The sequence below is a fragment of the Shewanella chilikensis genome (assembly GCF_037953065.1).
GTDB lineage: Bacteria > Pseudomonadota > Gammaproteobacteria > Enterobacterales > Shewanellaceae > Shewanella > Shewanella chilikensis.
The window spans coordinates 3774852-3789389 of record NZ_CP149966.1 but is presented as its reverse complement, the minus strand read 5'-3'; the positions used below and the strand labels follow the sequence as shown (position 1 = coordinate 3789389).

The window sequence follows — 14538 nt, the reverse complement described above, 5'->3', positions numbered from 1 at the left end:
TCGGCATCAATAGCCTTAACTTTAGCCTAAATCCCGCTTGTCCGGCAAAGCAGCCAAGCCGCCAGTGGGCGACTCGGCTTCTTGCTGCGGCTCTGCACTTCAAGTCGTGAGCCATCAAGCGGCCTTACGGCGGCGCTCCAATAGTTTTCTACTGCTGACAATCAGGATAGTGATGACTATGGCACCGATAATCAGCCCCAATGCCAGGGTTACGCTCTGCAGCGCCGCCGGGTTGACCGCCAGGGTGCCGCCCAAGCCAAGCATCATGATGCCGGACATTAGCTTCAGGGTCTGGCCCTCTTTCTCGGTTAACTTACGTTTACCGAGCGTCATGCTGAAAGCGATCACTATGATGGCCAGTGGGATCACATAGACAATGTTGTACAGCACCAGGTACATATAGCGCTCAAAGCTCGGCAGGTTATGCATGGAGAGCACACTGGTGTAGATCATAGGGAAACCGGCAGTACACAAGAGCTCATAGGCGTTGGCCAGAATCGCCAGTACTGTGGTGCCGGCTATCATGGTCGCCAGGCTGGAGGCGCTGGATAGCTTGCCCATGCGCTTGATAAGTCCGCTGCGGTTTTCCGCCGACATCGAGAGGGTCACTTCCCCCTTGGTAAAAAAGTAGTCTTTGATGTTGATAGTGCCTGCTATCAGCGCCAGGATCCCCGCCGCCAGAATAATCATCCCGCCATCACTGCCGGCGCCTAATAGCTGGAAGATATTGAGCCAGGCGGTCATAAACAGGAAGTAAATAAAGCCAGAGAAGAACACGAAGATGCCACCAACCAGTAGCATACGGCTGCGGCTCTTGGCATTGACCATGATGGACAACAGGAACAAGAGCACAAAGAAGGCGCAGGGGTTAAAGGCATCGACACCGGCCAGTACCAGTGTCAGGATTGGCAGTGACATGGTTTCAGGTGTCACCACCCCAACCAGAGGCAACTCTACTGGCTGCACTTCCGGCTCTGCCGCCAGAGCCGTGGCATCACAAGTGCCGTCACCACCATCATTGGCGCAGGTGCCAAACAACGGCGCCTGGGTTGAGCTCGTGCTTGCCTGAGTACTTGCTTGTCCCGGCATATCTTCCGGGCTCAACTGGCCGCCCGCCTGCAAGTAGCAGTTCTTGAGGCGGTTGAGCAGGAATTGACCTGTTACCTCTTCACTGGAATAACCGACTATCGCCTTGCCACAGGTAGCCATATAGGGCACAGAACGGGCTTCTGTTCCTGTCTCTGTGGCCAACTGCTGCCACAGCTCTTGAGTGCCTTCGGCGCCCACCATCACAGAGTGCAGCTCTATCCAGGGGTAGCGCTCCGGCAGAGAGTCAATGAATGGATGCGCTTCAGCGCAGTGGGGGCAGGTCTTGGACCAGACAAAATATAAAGGAATTTTGATCTGCCCTTGCTGATCCTCCTGTTGCCACTGGATCTGCGACGCCGAATATTCGGTTGCGGTAAGGCCTGCGCTGAAACTCAGTAACAGGCAGAGAAAGAAGGTTCTTAACATAAGCTTACCTGTGTAAGAGGGATTAAATTGTATCTGAATGACCCATAGCCCGGTTCAGGCTACAAGTGCCCTACGAATACTTTACTCCAAAGCTTTGGTATTCATGAAAAAGCAGCATCAAAACTGTTAGCAGACTCGAAAAAGTCCCTAAAGTGAGACACATGGATATTTGTTAAGCTTTGAGTAATGAAAGTGCATTCGAACAGTGTCAACGCGCTTAACAACTTCAGTAATTTATATTTTTGCCGCTACACTTTTATTGCCCACAACATTTTCTATAGGACTTCTTATGCAATTCACGCTTAAAACCCGCTTACTGCTGGTCAGTTTGGGCGCAGTTTTGCTTACGGTTGCCGCCCTGGTTGGCCTTTCTTCCTTCTCTATTCGTGATAATGCCATGCAGAGAACCCAGCATGAGGTCGATCAGCTGGCGACCACCTTTGCCGGCGGCATAGGGCTGTGGATGTATGACAGACAAAAGGCGGTCAGCAGTCTCAAGGGCACTCTGCAGCGGAATCCTGAGATTAATATTACCCCTTTTCTGATGCAGGCCCATGAGGCCAGTGGTTTTGCTTTGACCTACTACGGCGATGAGCGGGGTAATATGTACCGTCAGGATCCCAGCCTGAATACGGCTGGCTATGATCCCCGGGTTCGCCCTTGGTATCAGGATGCCAAGCGGGAAGGAGCCATGATAATGACGGCGCCTTATGTCAGTGCCACATTGCAAAAGCTGGTGGTCACTATAGCCGAGCCAGTAATGAATAACGGCCGTTTGCAGGGCGTGGCAGCGGCTAACCTCACCATAGATCAACTGACAGATGCGGTGCGAACCCTCAAGGTGCCGGGTGACGGCTATGCCGTGATGCTTGAGCGCTCAGGCTTGATTATCAGCCATCCGGACAAGGAGCTGAATGGTCAGCAGTTCAGCCGTCTTGGCAGCGCCTTCAATCCTCAGTGGCTCAGCGCAAGGATCAGCGCCAATACCCTGGATGAGATGGCATTCGACGGCAGCAGCAAGCTGTTTTACGTGGCGGCTGTGCCTCATACAGATTGGGCACTGATGTTTGTGATGGACAAGGCAAGCATCATGGCCGAGGCCACCGAGCTGGCATGGTGGATGTCTGCGGTGGGCGTGTTGTTTTTGGTAGGTTTTGGTCTGTTGCTGGTATTGGTATTCAAGAGCCAGTTCCGCGATCTGGAACGTCTGGCCAAGGCGCTCAACGATATTGCTGAAGGGGAAGGGGACCTCACAGTCCGCATCGAGACCCGTAATCAGCACGATGAGATAGGCATGCTCGCTGCCGGCTTTAATCGTTTTGTTGAACGCTTGCACGGCATGATTTCTCGTATGAGTGACATAGCCCAGCAGTTGGGAGGCCAGGCACAGGAGACCCGCCATTCGGCCGAGAGTAACAGCCAGAGCATCGAAGTGCAGCAGGACGAAGTCACTATGGTGGCAACCGCTGTAACCGAAATGGCCAGCGCCACCGAGGAGATCGCCAGTAATGCCGAGCTGACGGCACAGACTGCGCAGTCGGCGGTTGGTCTGGCCGGCAGTGGACAACAGCAGGTGCTGCAGAGCCAGGAGTCGATTCGTAGCCTGGCGCAGGAAGTGGATACCGCCAGTCAGATCATCGGTGAGCTCAACGAGCACTCGCAGAAGATCAACAGCATTTTGTTGACCATCAGCGGTATTGCCGAGCAGACCAATCTGTTGGCTTTGAACGCCGCCATCGAAGCTGCCAGAGCCGGTGAGCAGGGGCGTGGCTTTGCCGTGGTGGCTGATGAAGTCAGGGTGTTGTCGCAGCGCACTCATGCGTCGACACAAGAGATCCAGACCATGATTGAGACCTTGCAAAAAACCGCTTCCAAGGCAGTGAACTCCATGGCTCAGAGTCATCAGATGGCCGAAACCAGTGTGATGGATGCCGAATCGGCCAGTGCCAGTCTGGCGCAGATAAGCCAAGCAATTACCCAGATATCCGATATGGCCAGCCAGATAGCTACAGCGGCCGAAGAGCAAACCTCTGTCACCAGCGAAATCAACCGTAATACCGAGTCGATTCGTGAGGTTTCTCAAACCCTGTCACAGGAGGCCAACAGCGCCACAGTCAAAGCGCAGGAGTTGGCAAAGTTGTCAGATTCGCTGCGCTGTGAAGTCGGCCGTTTTAAACTCTAGCGCAATGCCTAAGGAGGGTGCGAACAAGTCCCATGTGTGCTTGCATCGGCTTACGGGCCTGTAAGCCACTTCGCACCTTCCCTAAGGGGCATACATTTGTGGATCTTGAAAGTACTTAGTTATTCGGCGGCGCTTGGCTTTTCAATCGTCGCCATCATCTGTTGGTTATTACACCAATGCAGACTCACTTCGCGATTGTCTTTATGGGTTGCTGTGCGGATACGAGTGACTATGGGGCGAGAGAAGTGTGCTGCGGTTAAATATTCTTTAACCCTTTCAATTCGTCTATTGGCAAGCCACATATTATATTTTTGTAACTCTTCATCGCCGATAGACTTATCCATATTGAATTCCAATAACAGATAGCCGCTTGAATTGTCGCTATTATCAGCAACAATTTTATCCAGTTGCAAAGAATCCCGACTACTGAAATAAGAGCTGTTCTTGGCATAATCGACATTGCCAAGCAGGACGCTTTTATCGCAGGTGGCTTGGGTCGCGCCGGTAAACAGCAGTAACCCCAGAATCAGGGCACGCATATCATTCTCCTTTGACTATGACTTTATTATTGATCTTGTCCACTTTTGAGGCGCAAATTTAATCGATTGTTCAGAGGAAATCAATTTTATATGAATATCAGTTTTTTCTGAATTGTAGCGTCAGAATACAGAGTAGGTGACGGAAAAATGTCGCAGGAAATAAAAGGTTAATTACTGCGACATCTATTTATATCTTGCCAAGTAATTGACTGAATAATATCAGAGCTTCAGTTGATCTTAATATCATTCACTGTGAGCCCTACATTAAGATTGTTGCGGGTGGCATTGGAGTAGGGGCAAACACTGTGGGCCTTGAGCACCAAGGCTTCAGCCTCAGCTTGTGCAAGCGGCAGAGTGACAGCCAGAGATACCTGCAGCGCAAACCCGCCATCTTGACTGATCAAGCCGACATCTGCGGTGACAGGAGCGCTGGCAAGCTTGATTTTGTCCAGGCGCGCCACATGTAAAATGGCGTTGGAGAAACAGGCGGCGTATCCGGCGGCAAACAACTGTTCCGGATTGGCTCCGGTTCCTGTCCCGCCCATCTCCTTGGGATAGCTTAGGGTCAATGACAAGGCACCGTCATGGGTGACTACTTCGCCGTTGCGGCCGGCTTTGGCTGTGGCTTGAGTGTGATAGAGCATAGTAGTTTCCTTAATTTAAATTGCGTACAATCTAATTGCTGGCAATGATAGATCGATATTTGTTCCGGAAGCAAGTATATTGTGCGCAATTAAATTGTGTTTAGGGTTTGCATATGTCAAACGAACCCCTGTGCCTGGAAAACCAGGTCTGCTTTTCGCTATACAGCGCCGCCAATGCTATGGTGCGGGCCTACCGGCCTGTGCTGGATGCCCTGGATCTTACCTATCCGCAATATCTGGCTATGCTGGTGCTTTGGCAACACAAGGGCATCAGTGTCAAGGCGCTGGGTGAGCGTTTGCATCTGGATTCAGGCACTTTGACGCCCTTGCTCAAACGCCTGGAATCTAAAGGTTTGCTGTTAAGAGGCCGCAGTGAACAGGACGAGCGGGTGCGGGTATTGACGCTCACTGATGCCGGCCAGGCTTTGCAAGCGCGCGCCGCCGATGTGCCCGAGCAGATGCTGTGTCGCAGCGCCATGCCGCGGGCGGAGCTGCAACAACTGAAAAGCTTGTGTGACACCCTGTGGCAGCAATTGGAACGTTAACGGAAAGAGGCTGATGGAACAGGTCGATCTGGCAATCATAGGTGGTGGCATCTCCGGCGTGGCGGTGGCGCAGTGCGCGGCGGCGGCCGGTTATTCCGTGGTGCTACTGGAAAAGTCCACTCTGGCGGCAGGCACCTCCTCCCAGTCCAGCAAACTGATCCATGGCGGCTTACGTTATCTCGAATCCGGGCAACTGGATCTGGTGCGTGAATCGCTGCGGGCCCGGCGTGAGTTATTGCGTCTGGCGCCAACCCTGGTCAAGGCCGTCCCTTTCTTTATCCCGGTTTATCGTGACAGTCGCCGCGGCGCCTTGACCCTCAGGGCCGGCCTCAGCCTCTACGGCTTGCTGAGCGAGTTTGACCGCCTGGGCCGTTTTCGTAGCCTGCCTGCCAGGGCTTGGGGGAGCTTTCCCGGACTCAAGCTGGCCGGAATGACCCATATGTTCCAATACTGGGATGCCCAGACGGATGATGCCTTGCTGACCAAGGCGGTGGCCGACAGCGCCAGGTTGCTCGGTGCCGATATCCGCGAGGGCGCCGAGTGTTTGACAATAGAGCATAAGCCTCAGGGATGTAAGCTGAGTTACCGGGATGCGGATGGCGACAAAATGCTGCACTGCCGCTTTCTGGTCAACGCCGCCGGCGCCTTTGTCAACGAACTGCTGGCGCGGGTGACACCGCCCATAGCCCAGACGGCAATAGACTGGGTACAGGGGAGTCATTTGCTTCTGGATATTCCTGCGCCGCCCGGGGTGCTCTATCTGGAGTCCTGCTTCGATGAGCGGGTGGTATTCGTGATGCCTTGGTACGGCAAGACGCTGATAGGCACCACGGAAACCCTCTGCCAGGGACCTGTTCCGCAGATCACCCGAGAGGAGATAGCTTATCTGCTGGGGATCTATCGGCACTATTTTGGAGGCTCTGGCAGTTTCACGGGTGCTGTCACTACAGAGGCGCTTGAAGCCAAGGTATTGGCGCATTTCAGTGGCATGCGGGTGCTGCCTAAGGGTGATGGCGATGCCTTTGGTCGGCCGCGGGAGGTACAGTTGTACCAGCGTTATTCCCATCCCAGATTGCTGACGCTCTACGGCGGTAAGTTAACCACCTTTCGTGCCACTGCCAAAGCGGTGACGGCAGAGATAAGCAAGGTGCTTGGCAAACGCAGCCCCAAAGCGGATGTCGACAAGCTGATGCTGGGATGATTTTTAGGGTGAAACAGGCTAAAGTGTGCCGCTTTTGCCGCCGGGCTGAATTGGAAACTTGGGATATATTAGAGTGAGATGTGACTTTTTTGCGCAGGGCAAGTGCCGCTCCTGTACTCACATAGCAACGCCAATGGTGCAACAACTGGCCGCCAAGAGTGAGCAGTTGGCGCAGTTGCTCAGCCCCTTTACCCCCTTTGAACTCTTAGCCCCGGTCAGCGGGCCGTCCCTGGGTTTTCGCAACAAGGCCAAGATGGTGGCACTCGGGGCCGCCCATCAACCCATTCTGGGGATAGTTTCCCCGAGTGGTGAGGCCGTGAGCCTGTGCGATTGTCCTCTTTATCCTGCCGATATGCAGGCCCTGCTGCATCGGCTTGAGCTGTTTGTGCGTCAGGCCGGGATCCCACCCTATCGGGTAGATAAGGCCAAGGGCGAACTCAAGTTTGTGTTGTTGACCCGCGCCGAAATCAGCGGCGACTTTATGCTCAGGTTTGTGTTGCGCTCCAGGCAATCCATCGAACGGATAGAGCGTGAACTGCCAAAGCTGCTGGCCGAGTTTCCTGCCATCAAGCTGGTATCTGTGAATCTGCAGCCGGTTCATATGGCCAGGCTCGAAGGTGAGCAGGAGATTTTTCTCACCGAGGCGCAGCGTCTGGAGGAGTCCTTCAATGGCGTGCCTCTTTATATCCGCCCCAAGAGCTTCTTTCAAACCAACCCACAAGTAGCGGCGGCCCTCTATCAGAGCGCCAAAGACTGGGTCAGTGAGCTGAAGCCTGAGTCGATTTGGGATCTCTTCTGTGGTGTCGGCGGTTTTGGGCTGCACTGCGCCAGCAAAGACACAGAGCTTACAGGTATCGAAATCGAGGCCGAAGCCATCGCCTGCGCCAAGTTATCCGCCGAAAAGTTGGGGCTTGAGCGGGTGGACTTCAAGGCGCTGGATTCGGGCAGTTTTGCCGCGGCGCAGTCGGCAGGCCAAGTACCGGAACTTATGATAGTCAATCCGCCGAGACGTGGTATAGGGGCCGAGCTTTGCCAGGCCATTTCGACCTTTGCGCCGCCGCATCTGCTCTATTCCAGCTGCAACCCTGAATCTTTGGCCAAAGATCTGGCGGCCATCAGTGGTTATCGTGTGCGCAAGGTGCAGCTGTTCGATATGTTTCCGCACACGGATCATTATGAGGTATTGGTGTTGCTGAGCCGTGACTAAGACAGTGGCGTCTATTCTCTTGGCCAATACAGGCTGATGGCGGCGCCGCCCAGAGTTTGCGAGTGGCTCAGCTCCAGTCGGCCGCCGTGCCAGATGGCAATCTTGCGCACTATATAAAGCCCCAGGCCAAAGCCGCTGCCATCACTCTGTTTGGCATCTCTGGCAAAGGCCGCCAGTAGTTTTTTCCCTTTGTCTTCAAAGCCCGGGCCATCATCCTCGACTCTGAGGCAGTTATGGCTTTCGCTTTGCTCGAAACTCACCTGTATCTCTTTTTCGGCGAAACGCATGGCATTTTGGATCAGGTTCTGGCAGGCCACATTCATTGCTGTCTTATCGAATTGTGCCTGGCCCGGCACAGAGTGAAATCCTATCTGGAAGTCACGGCCATAGAGGCTGTATTTTTGCTCTAGAGTCTGCATAAAGTCTGCGATGGATTGTGATACATGACACAGCTCTCCCTGTTTATGCTCCAGGCGGGCAAAAGAGAGATAGTTGGCAGCCAACTGTTCTATCTCATCTATGTCCTGGGCCAGGCGCGCTGCGTATTGAGGCTCCATCTGCTGCTTGCTCAGCTCAAGGGCAAAGCGCATCCGCGCGAGCGGAGTGCGTACTTCGTGGGAGATGGTATGGGATAACTCTTTATGCATCTGGACAAAACTCACTATCTGGTGGCTCATGCTATAAAGCGCCTGAGCCAGCGGAAAGATAGCCGAGCTTTTACGTATGGTTAGCGGTTGCAGCGAAGGTTGATGGCCAAAGCGAATGGCGCTTTGTTGCAGGGTATGGAGATCGCGAAACACAGGCCAGATAAGCATGATGGCAACCAGGGCCAGACTGGAGTAGAAACCGAGCAAGATCAAACTGGTGGTATCCTCTTTATCTTGCTTCTCTGTTACCGGGCCAAACCTGAGTAGCTCAGTGCCTGAGCCTTGCTTGTAGTAGTAGAGCTCACCGCTGGAGTGACGCAGTGCCAGGGTTTGTCCCTCATTGAGTAACTGCCTCAGGCTAGTGGGTAGTGCCAGGCTGCCGGCGGTAAGAGTCGAGAGATGCGCGCCTTGACCCCGGGTCTGCAATAAGTCGTCCACCGAGATTAAATAACTGGCTTCTTCGCTGCGGTATTGTTCTGTCAACTGGTCAAAACTCCACAGCAGCAGGGAGCAGGACAGTAGCAGAAAACCGAACAGCCGATAGAACTGAAATTTCATGCCCGAGCCCTGGTCATGGCCTGATTGGGCTGGTAGTTGAACAGGTAGCCCTTGCCATGCACTGTGGTGATCTGCAGACCGCTTATCTTTAGTTCATCCAGGCGTTTACGCAGCCTGCTGACCTTCAAATCTATGGCCCTGTCCAAGCCATCATAGGTACGGCCAATAAACTGCTCAAACAGGTACTCCCGCGATAATATTCGTCCGGCGTTGATAACAAACACCCACAGAAGTTCAAACTCCTTGGTAGTAAAGGTCAGCGCCGAGCCCGCCAGAAACACCTGCTGCTGGTTAGGGTCAAGCTGTAGATCGTGCAGACACAAAGCTTTACGTCCTGGCAGCTGTTGGCGGTTACGAAGTTGAGTACGTATTCGTGCCAGCAGCAAGGGAGGCACCACAGGTTTGAGCAGGTAATCACAGGCGCCGAGCTCCAACCCAAGGATCTGATCGCCCTCACTGTCGCGGGCGGTGAGGAAGATAAGTGGGCAGGGATAACAGGCCGCCAAACGAGGGTAGATGCAAAAGCCATCTTCACCGGGCAGCATTACATCACAAAGGATCAGGCTGAAACTGTCACTGTCCTGACGGGCGAGTGCGGCTTCGGCATTGTCCAGATGAACCAGCTCGAAATTTTCGTTGGTCAGATAGGTGCAGATCAGCTCTGCCAGTGGCAGATCATCCTCGATCAGGAGTATTTTTTCTTTCATAGCAGATCCCAACTCAGGCCCCGCCGTCTGCGGCTGGCGGGCTCATAGATAGCCACTCTGAGCAAGCGGCTGGCAACGGTACGGTTTTGCTGATCCCTGAGCTCGATAAGTGTATCCCGGGCCAGGCTTAGCTGCAGTTTATAACTGAAGTCTCGGCGTTGATGAAAACAGGTCAAAGGTGCTGCGCTGTGGGCCAGCCACAGGCACAGAGAGCGAGGCTGTTGGCTGTGAAACTCGAGTTGCAGTTGCAGTTTGCACTCGGATTCCTGATTGGTCATGGCGCAGGTATCCGGCGCCAGCCAAAGATCTTCCCCCAAGGCGCTTGCCCAGGGACTTATCAGCATGAGTAACCACAGTAACCATCGATTCATAGAAGCCTCAAAACCGATAACTCAAACCGATGAAACCTGAGAGATAGCCATCCTTGTCTATCATGGGACTGTCGGTGATCCCCGAGTCAAGCCAGGTGTATTCGGTTACCGCTACCAGGTTAATATCCTGCCACAGTGGCAGATTAACCAGCAGGCGGGCGTGATAATTGATACTGGCCGAGGGAGAATAGCTTAGTCTCAGCGGGCCGCTTTCTTCAGGTCTTAGCTGATAGTAGTAACGCACCAGGGATTCACTCTTGCGAATCGCGCCCAGCTCAAATCCCAGAGCCCCCCATGAGTAGAGCAGGCTCTTTCTTAATCTGAACTGCAATTCGTTGCCGTCATGTACCCCGGAAATGTCGTGAAACATGCCCAGATTGATATCTGTGTAGGGCGTGACCCAGGTGACGGAAACTCCGCCCAGATAGGAGATGTGACGCTTGATTTCGTTAAGGATAGGTTCGCTGTTACTGTTGGGGCGTATGACCTGCGCCTTGTAGGGAGAGAAGCCTATGATGTCGCTTAAAAACAACTTGTTAAGCCCATCAAACTCGAAAAAGAATCCATCCTCATTGAGCTTGGTTTGCAGGTCGAATAGCAAGTTGTCCGACTCATGAAGGCTGTAGCCCAGTGTAAAGTTTTCCAGATAGAAGCGTTTTGAGTAGTAGCTCCAGGATGGTAGCAGGAAAGTTTCTATCGGCTTGGCATGCACTCTGGGATTGTCCAGCCGACCATATCCCAGGGCGAGGGCGAGTCTGAACTCATCCACAGGGATAGTTTCCGTCGCATTTTCTTCAGCTGCTGCAGTCAGGTGCAACTGAAGGCCAAGCATCAATATCGCGTACCACCAAAGCTTCATAGCTTACTTCTACTTCCTGCGAACTTTCATTGAATCTAAATAAACACTTGTTAAAAGTCTGTAAAAATTTAACCAAGTTACAAAATGCTACAAAAGTATTATGTTTTTGGTTCTTTTGTGGTGATTGTATTTGATGTTTTTGTGAATATCTATGCAATTAAAATTGACGAGTGTCAAAAGTGTTGCTAGTCAGCTTAATGACAGTTGGTGTATTTTGGTTAGCATTTTGATTGGTGATTGTTTTTGTTGTGGTTTATTTTTAGCCTGGTTGGTTTGGGCTTATGGGCATAATCCTTGTTAATCACTTTTGAATAAATATTAATTGTTTGAATTATGTTGCGGGTTTGCGCCTGGCGGTGGTCTTAAGACAGCCAAGATACGTGGTTGATTCTGAACGGATACACTTGCCGGCGTGTTGGGAGGTCGCGATTCAGGGAAGATTTACCGCTATTTTGTTTTAATTACAGCTAGTTGAGAGGCTATGACTGATTCTCAGTTGCCTGTTCATTTGTTTGTCTTGCCGTACGCCTACAGACTAAGCCTATGAATATAAGATAAGTGTCACACTTATGTCATACAATGGAGCCAGATCAAACAAGTATAGAGCTAACACAGATGTGGCAGATTTTTGTTCGTTTCTTTTCATTGGGACTGGTGAGTTTTGGCGGCCCGGCGGCGCACATAGGTTACTTTCGCAAGACTTTTGTCGAAGAGTTAGGCTGGCTTGATGATAAAGATTATGCGTCATTGGTGGCTTTGAGTCAGTTTTTGCCCGGCCCGGGATCGAGTCAGGTCGGTTTTGCCATAGGTTACCGCCGCGGTGCCCTTCCCGGGGCGATACTGGCCTTTATCGGCTTTACCTTACCTTCGTTTCTATTGATGTTTCTGTTGGCTGTCAGCAGCTATCAATACCTCTCCAGTGATTTATTTCAGGGGGTTATTGCCGGGCTCAAGTTATTGGCTGTAGTGGTGGTCGCCGATGCCGCCTGGGGGATGTTCAAGCAATTTTGTCGCAACCGCACCACTCAGGTGTTGGCCTTGTTGAGTACAGTGATCCTGCTGTTATGGCCAGGGAATTTGACCCAGTTGCTGTTGTTGTTTGCCGGTGCCATTGTCGGATTTTTCTGGCTCAATCGTGATGCACCAGCGCCGGCCAAGCCGGGAAGCATGCAGCTTAACTGGAGTGCTTTACTGATATTTCTATTTTTATTGCTGCTTACAGGTCCCTTACTTGCTCATCCTCTGGCTGAACTATTCAAACAGTTTTATCAGACCGGCTCTATGGTATTTGGCGGCGGCCATGTGGTACTGCCTTTGCTTGAGAGTCAGCTGGCAAACAGTATAGATCATGATAGGTTCCTTACCGGCTATGCACTGGCACAGGCTGTTCCCGGCCCCATGTTCAGTTTGGCGGCTTATTTGGGGGCTGAATTGTGGCCGCAAAATGCTCTTGTTGGCGCTTTAGTGGCAACCTTAGCCATCTTTCTGCCCGGTTTCCTGTTGTTGCTGGCGGTGATCCGCGGCTGGCAGGGAATTGCCGAGCGCCCGAAAATGGCGGCCATGGTGATGGGGATTAATGCCACTGTCGTTGGTCTGCTGGTGAGCGCTCTCTATCAGCCGGTATTTACCAGTGCCGTGACCCGTCCGATTGATATCGCCATGGTGTTGACCGGCTTTATGTTGCTTAAGCTATGGCGTTTACCTTTGGTATTTTTGGTATTCGGCTTTGCGGCTATGGGCGCTGTTTTGACTCTCTCTATGTAAACAAATGGTTTTATTTTGATCTCGGGCATTTTTTTGTCTGAACTTAAGGTAAACAAAGTTACTATAATTTGTAGAGATTCCATTTCCTGGGGGAAAACCTAAGTGTCCAGTCTAAGTTTACGAAATAAGTTACTCTTACTTGCCCTGTTACCATTATTGACGGTTTCCATTGTGCTGATGCTGGCGTCCTGGACAGTAGAATCGGATGCGCTGGAAAGCGAAATTACCAACTTCAGAGAAAAGCTGCTTAACGAGCGGCGTCAGGAGTTGGTGCATGTGACCGAAGTCGCCAAAGAGATTGTCAGTTTTCAGCGCGGTCAGGGCGGAGACTATAAGGCGGCCTTACGGGATGTGCGTTTTGGCAGCGCCGGTTATTTCTTTGTTTACGACGGTAATGGCAAAAATTTGTTTCATGCCTTACTGCCTAATCTGGAAGGAACAGATCAGATCGGCATGACAGATCCCAAAGGCACCAAGATCATAGTGGGTTTGTTGAATGCAGCCCGCAATGGTGACGGTATCCTTACTTATTACTACCAAAAACCCGGCACCAATGAGTTGGTGGAAAAAATAGGTTATGCCGCGATGATCCCCGGAACTGACTGGATTATCGGTACCGGCGCTTATGTGGATGATATTGAGGCTTCTGTAGCAGAGTATCGGCAGACGGCATTGGCAGATATGGAAGAAAAGTTATGGTTGACGCTGATGATAGTCATAGTCATCACTCTGATCACAGCTATGCTTATTCTGTTTGCTGCTCAGCGAACAGTGACTCCTATTCGCAACATGCTGGATAACCTCAATGATATCGCTCAAGGGGAAGGGGACCTGACCAAGCGTTTGCAGGTGCGCGGTGAAGATGAAATTGCCCAGTTAGGGCAGGCATTTAATCGCTTTGTCGACAAGCTGCAACGTATCATTCGTGATGTCACTACGGCCACTCATGAAGTGCAGGATGCGGCTGGCTCGATTCACTCCCAGACTCAGGCGATAGCGGCGCAGTTGGCCAACCATAACAATGAAACCGATCAGGTGGTGACCGCCATTACCGAGATGTCTTCCACTGCCCAGGAAGTGGCGATGAATACTACTCAGGTCGCAGAAGCGACTCACACGGCTACTGATGAAGTGGCTAAGGCTCAGGAGTGTGTCGATACTTCGCTGACCGAAATCTCCACCTTGATGGCAGAGATCAACAGCGCCGCCGATCATATTCAGTCGCTTAATGAACAGTCGCAGAAAATTAATAGCGTGCTGTCTGTGATAGGCGGCATCGCTGAACAGACCAACCTGTTGGCACTCAATGCAGCCATTGAAGCGGCCCGTGCCGGTGAGCAAGGACGCGGCTTTGCCGTGGTGGCCGATGAAGTGAGAAGTCTTGCGAGCCGCACTCAGGCCAGTACGTTGGAGATCAACGAGATGCTCAGTGAGTTGCATCGTCTGGTGAGTCAGGCGGTGGCGGCCATGGAAGAGAGCCAGCAAAGCTGCCATCGCAGTGTCGAATCTTCCAGGCTGATTTCCGAAAGTCTGGGGGCGGTGACCAGCTCGGTGACTTCCATCAATGATATGAGTACTCAAATTGCCACCGCTGCCACAGAGCAGAGTTCGGTGACCGAGGAGATCAACCGCAACGTTTATGCGATTCAGGAGATAGTCGCCGAGCTGTTGCATTCCAGCGAAGAAGCGGCCAGAGTCAGCCAGACAGTGTCCCACAGTGGCGATAACCTGGGACAACTGGTCAATCAGTTCAGAGTCTAATCTTGCTTGAGAGCTCAGTTGCAGGAATGAGCAACTAA

The 14538-nt window shown here is 52.2% G+C and carries 13 protein-coding genes; 6 read left to right on the top strand and 7 right to left on the bottom strand.

All coding sequences use genetic code 11. The annotated features are described in order from the left end of the window. Positions 1-114 precede the first annotated feature (114 nt). A complete protein-coding gene (locus WKR14_RS17170; protein ID WP_165565610.1) occupies positions 115-1515 on the bottom strand; it encodes a cytochrome C biosynthesis protein in 1401 nt (466 codons plus the stop codon). A 289-nt stretch (positions 1516-1804) separates the two neighbouring features. Here WKR14_RS17170 and WKR14_RS17165 point away from each other — a divergent pair, with 289 nt between their 5' ends. Beyond that, positions 1805-3697: a methyl-accepting chemotaxis protein gene (locus tag WKR14_RS17165; protein ID WP_339087035.1), complete on the top strand. Its 1893-nt coding sequence runs from the start codon at positions 1805-1807 to the stop codon at positions 3695-3697. Between the two features lie 119 nt (positions 3698-3816). On the opposite strand, the gene WKR14_RS17160 is transcribed toward WKR14_RS17165, so the two are convergent. Next, positions 3817-4236: a hypothetical protein gene (locus tag WKR14_RS17160; RefSeq protein ID WP_101052824.1), complete on the bottom strand. Its 420-nt coding sequence runs from the start codon at positions 4234-4236 to the stop codon at positions 3817-3819. A 227-nt stretch (positions 4237-4463) separates the two neighbouring features. Beyond that, positions 4464-4880 carry an organic hydroperoxide resistance protein gene (locus WKR14_RS17155; protein WP_165565608.1) on the bottom strand — a complete coding sequence of 139 codons (417 nt, stop codon included), beginning with the start codon at positions 4878-4880 and terminating at the stop codon, positions 4464-4466. Between the two features lie 113 nt (positions 4881-4993). Between WKR14_RS17155 and WKR14_RS17150 the strand changes: the two genes are divergently transcribed. The 3 genes from WKR14_RS17150 (at position 4994) to rlmC (ending at position 7833) form a co-directional block, all read left to right on the top strand. Continuing rightward, on the top strand, positions 4994-5425 hold the full coding sequence (locus WKR14_RS17150; protein WP_101052828.1) for a MarR family winged helix-turn-helix transcriptional regulator: 432 nt from the start codon (positions 4994-4996) through the stop codon (positions 5423-5425). A 13-nt stretch (positions 5426-5438) separates the two neighbouring features. Then, on the top strand, positions 5439-6626 hold the full coding sequence (locus tag WKR14_RS17145) for an FAD-dependent oxidoreductase (RefSeq protein WP_101052830.1): 1188 nt from the start codon (positions 5439-5441) through the stop codon (positions 6624-6626). 73 nt (positions 6627-6699) lie between these two features. After that, on the top strand, positions 6700-7833 hold the full coding sequence (rlmC, locus tag WKR14_RS17140; protein ID WP_224866087.1) for a 23S rRNA (uracil(747)-C(5))-methyltransferase RlmC: 1134 nt from the start codon (positions 6700-6702) through the stop codon (positions 7831-7833). Between the two features lie 11 nt (positions 7834-7844). On the opposite strand, the gene WKR14_RS17135 is transcribed toward rlmC, so the two are convergent. Genes WKR14_RS17135 through WKR14_RS17120 form a run of 4 tightly spaced genes read right to left on the bottom strand, consistent with a single transcriptional unit; the run spans position 7845 to position 10975 of the window. Next, on the bottom strand, positions 7845-9038 hold the full coding sequence (locus tag WKR14_RS17135) for an ATP-binding protein (RefSeq protein ID WP_226565622.1): 1194 nt from the start codon (positions 9036-9038) through the stop codon (positions 7845-7847). After that, a complete protein-coding gene (locus WKR14_RS17130; RefSeq protein ID WP_101052836.1) occupies positions 9035-9745 on the bottom strand; it encodes a response regulator transcription factor in 711 nt (236 codons plus the stop codon). The genes WKR14_RS17135 and WKR14_RS17130 overlap by 4 nt, the downstream gene beginning before the upstream one ends. Then, positions 9742-10116, bottom strand: coding sequence for a DUF3019 domain-containing protein (locus WKR14_RS17125; RefSeq protein WP_101052838.1), 375 nt, complete (start codon positions 10114-10116; stop codon positions 9742-9744). The genes WKR14_RS17130 and WKR14_RS17125 overlap by 4 nt, the downstream gene beginning before the upstream one ends. 7 nt (positions 10117-10123) lie before the next feature. Then, on the bottom strand, positions 10124-10975 hold the full coding sequence (locus tag WKR14_RS17120; protein ID WP_101052840.1) for a MipA/OmpV family protein: 852 nt from the start codon (positions 10973-10975) through the stop codon (positions 10124-10126). Between the two features lie 615 nt (positions 10976-11590). Here WKR14_RS17120 and chrA point away from each other — a divergent pair. Beyond that, positions 11591-12739 carry a chromate efflux transporter gene (gene chrA, locus WKR14_RS17115; protein ID WP_101052842.1) on the top strand — a complete coding sequence of 383 codons (1149 nt, stop codon included), beginning with the start codon at positions 11591-11593 and terminating at the stop codon, positions 12737-12739. Positions 12740-12841: 102 nt separating this feature from the next. Then, entirely contained in the window at positions 12842-14500 is a 1659-nt protein-coding gene (locus WKR14_RS17110) for a methyl-accepting chemotaxis protein (protein ID WP_101052844.1), read from the top strand. The last annotated feature ends 38 nt before the right edge of the window (positions 14501-14538 follow it).

Excerpts from the sequence above, each read along its gene's own strand:
- WKR14_RS17170 (WP_165565610.1), bottom strand. The coding sequence starts at position 1,515 with ATGTTAAGAACCTTCTTTCTCTGCCTGTTACTGAGTTTCAGCGCAGGC.
- WKR14_RS17165 (WP_339087035.1), top strand. The coding sequence starts at position 1,805 with ATGCAATTCACGCTTAAAACCCGCTTACTGCTGGTCAGTTTGGGCGCA.
- WKR14_RS17160 (WP_101052824.1), bottom strand. The coding sequence starts at position 4,236 with ATGCGTGCCCTGATTCTGGGGTTACTGCTGTTTACCGGCGCGACCCAA.
- WKR14_RS17155 (WP_165565608.1), bottom strand. The coding sequence starts at position 4,880 with ATGCTCTATCACACTCAAGCCACAGCCAAAGCCGGCCGCAACGGCGAA.
- WKR14_RS17150 (WP_101052828.1), top strand. The coding sequence starts at position 4,994 with ATGTCAAACGAACCCCTGTGCCTGGAAAACCAGGTCTGCTTTTCGCTA.
- WKR14_RS17145 (WP_101052830.1), top strand. The coding sequence starts at position 5,439 with ATGGAACAGGTCGATCTGGCAATCATAGGTGGTGGCATCTCCGGCGTG.
- WKR14_RS17135 (WP_226565622.1), bottom strand. The coding sequence starts at position 9,038 with ATGAAATTTCAGTTCTATCGGCTGTTCGGTTTTCTGCTACTGTCCTGC.
- WKR14_RS17130 (WP_101052836.1), bottom strand. The coding sequence starts at position 9,745 with ATGAAAGAAAAAATACTCCTGATCGAGGATGATCTGCCACTGGCAGAG.
- WKR14_RS17125 (WP_101052838.1), bottom strand. The coding sequence starts at position 10,116 with ATGAATCGATGGTTACTGTGGTTACTCATGCTGATAAGTCCCTGGGCA.
- WKR14_RS17120 (WP_101052840.1), bottom strand. The coding sequence starts at position 10,975 with ATGAAGCTTTGGTGGTACGCGATATTGATGCTTGGCCTTCAGTTGCAC.
- chrA (WP_101052842.1), top strand. The coding sequence starts at position 11,591 with ATGTGGCAGATTTTTGTTCGTTTCTTTTCATTGGGACTGGTGAGTTTT.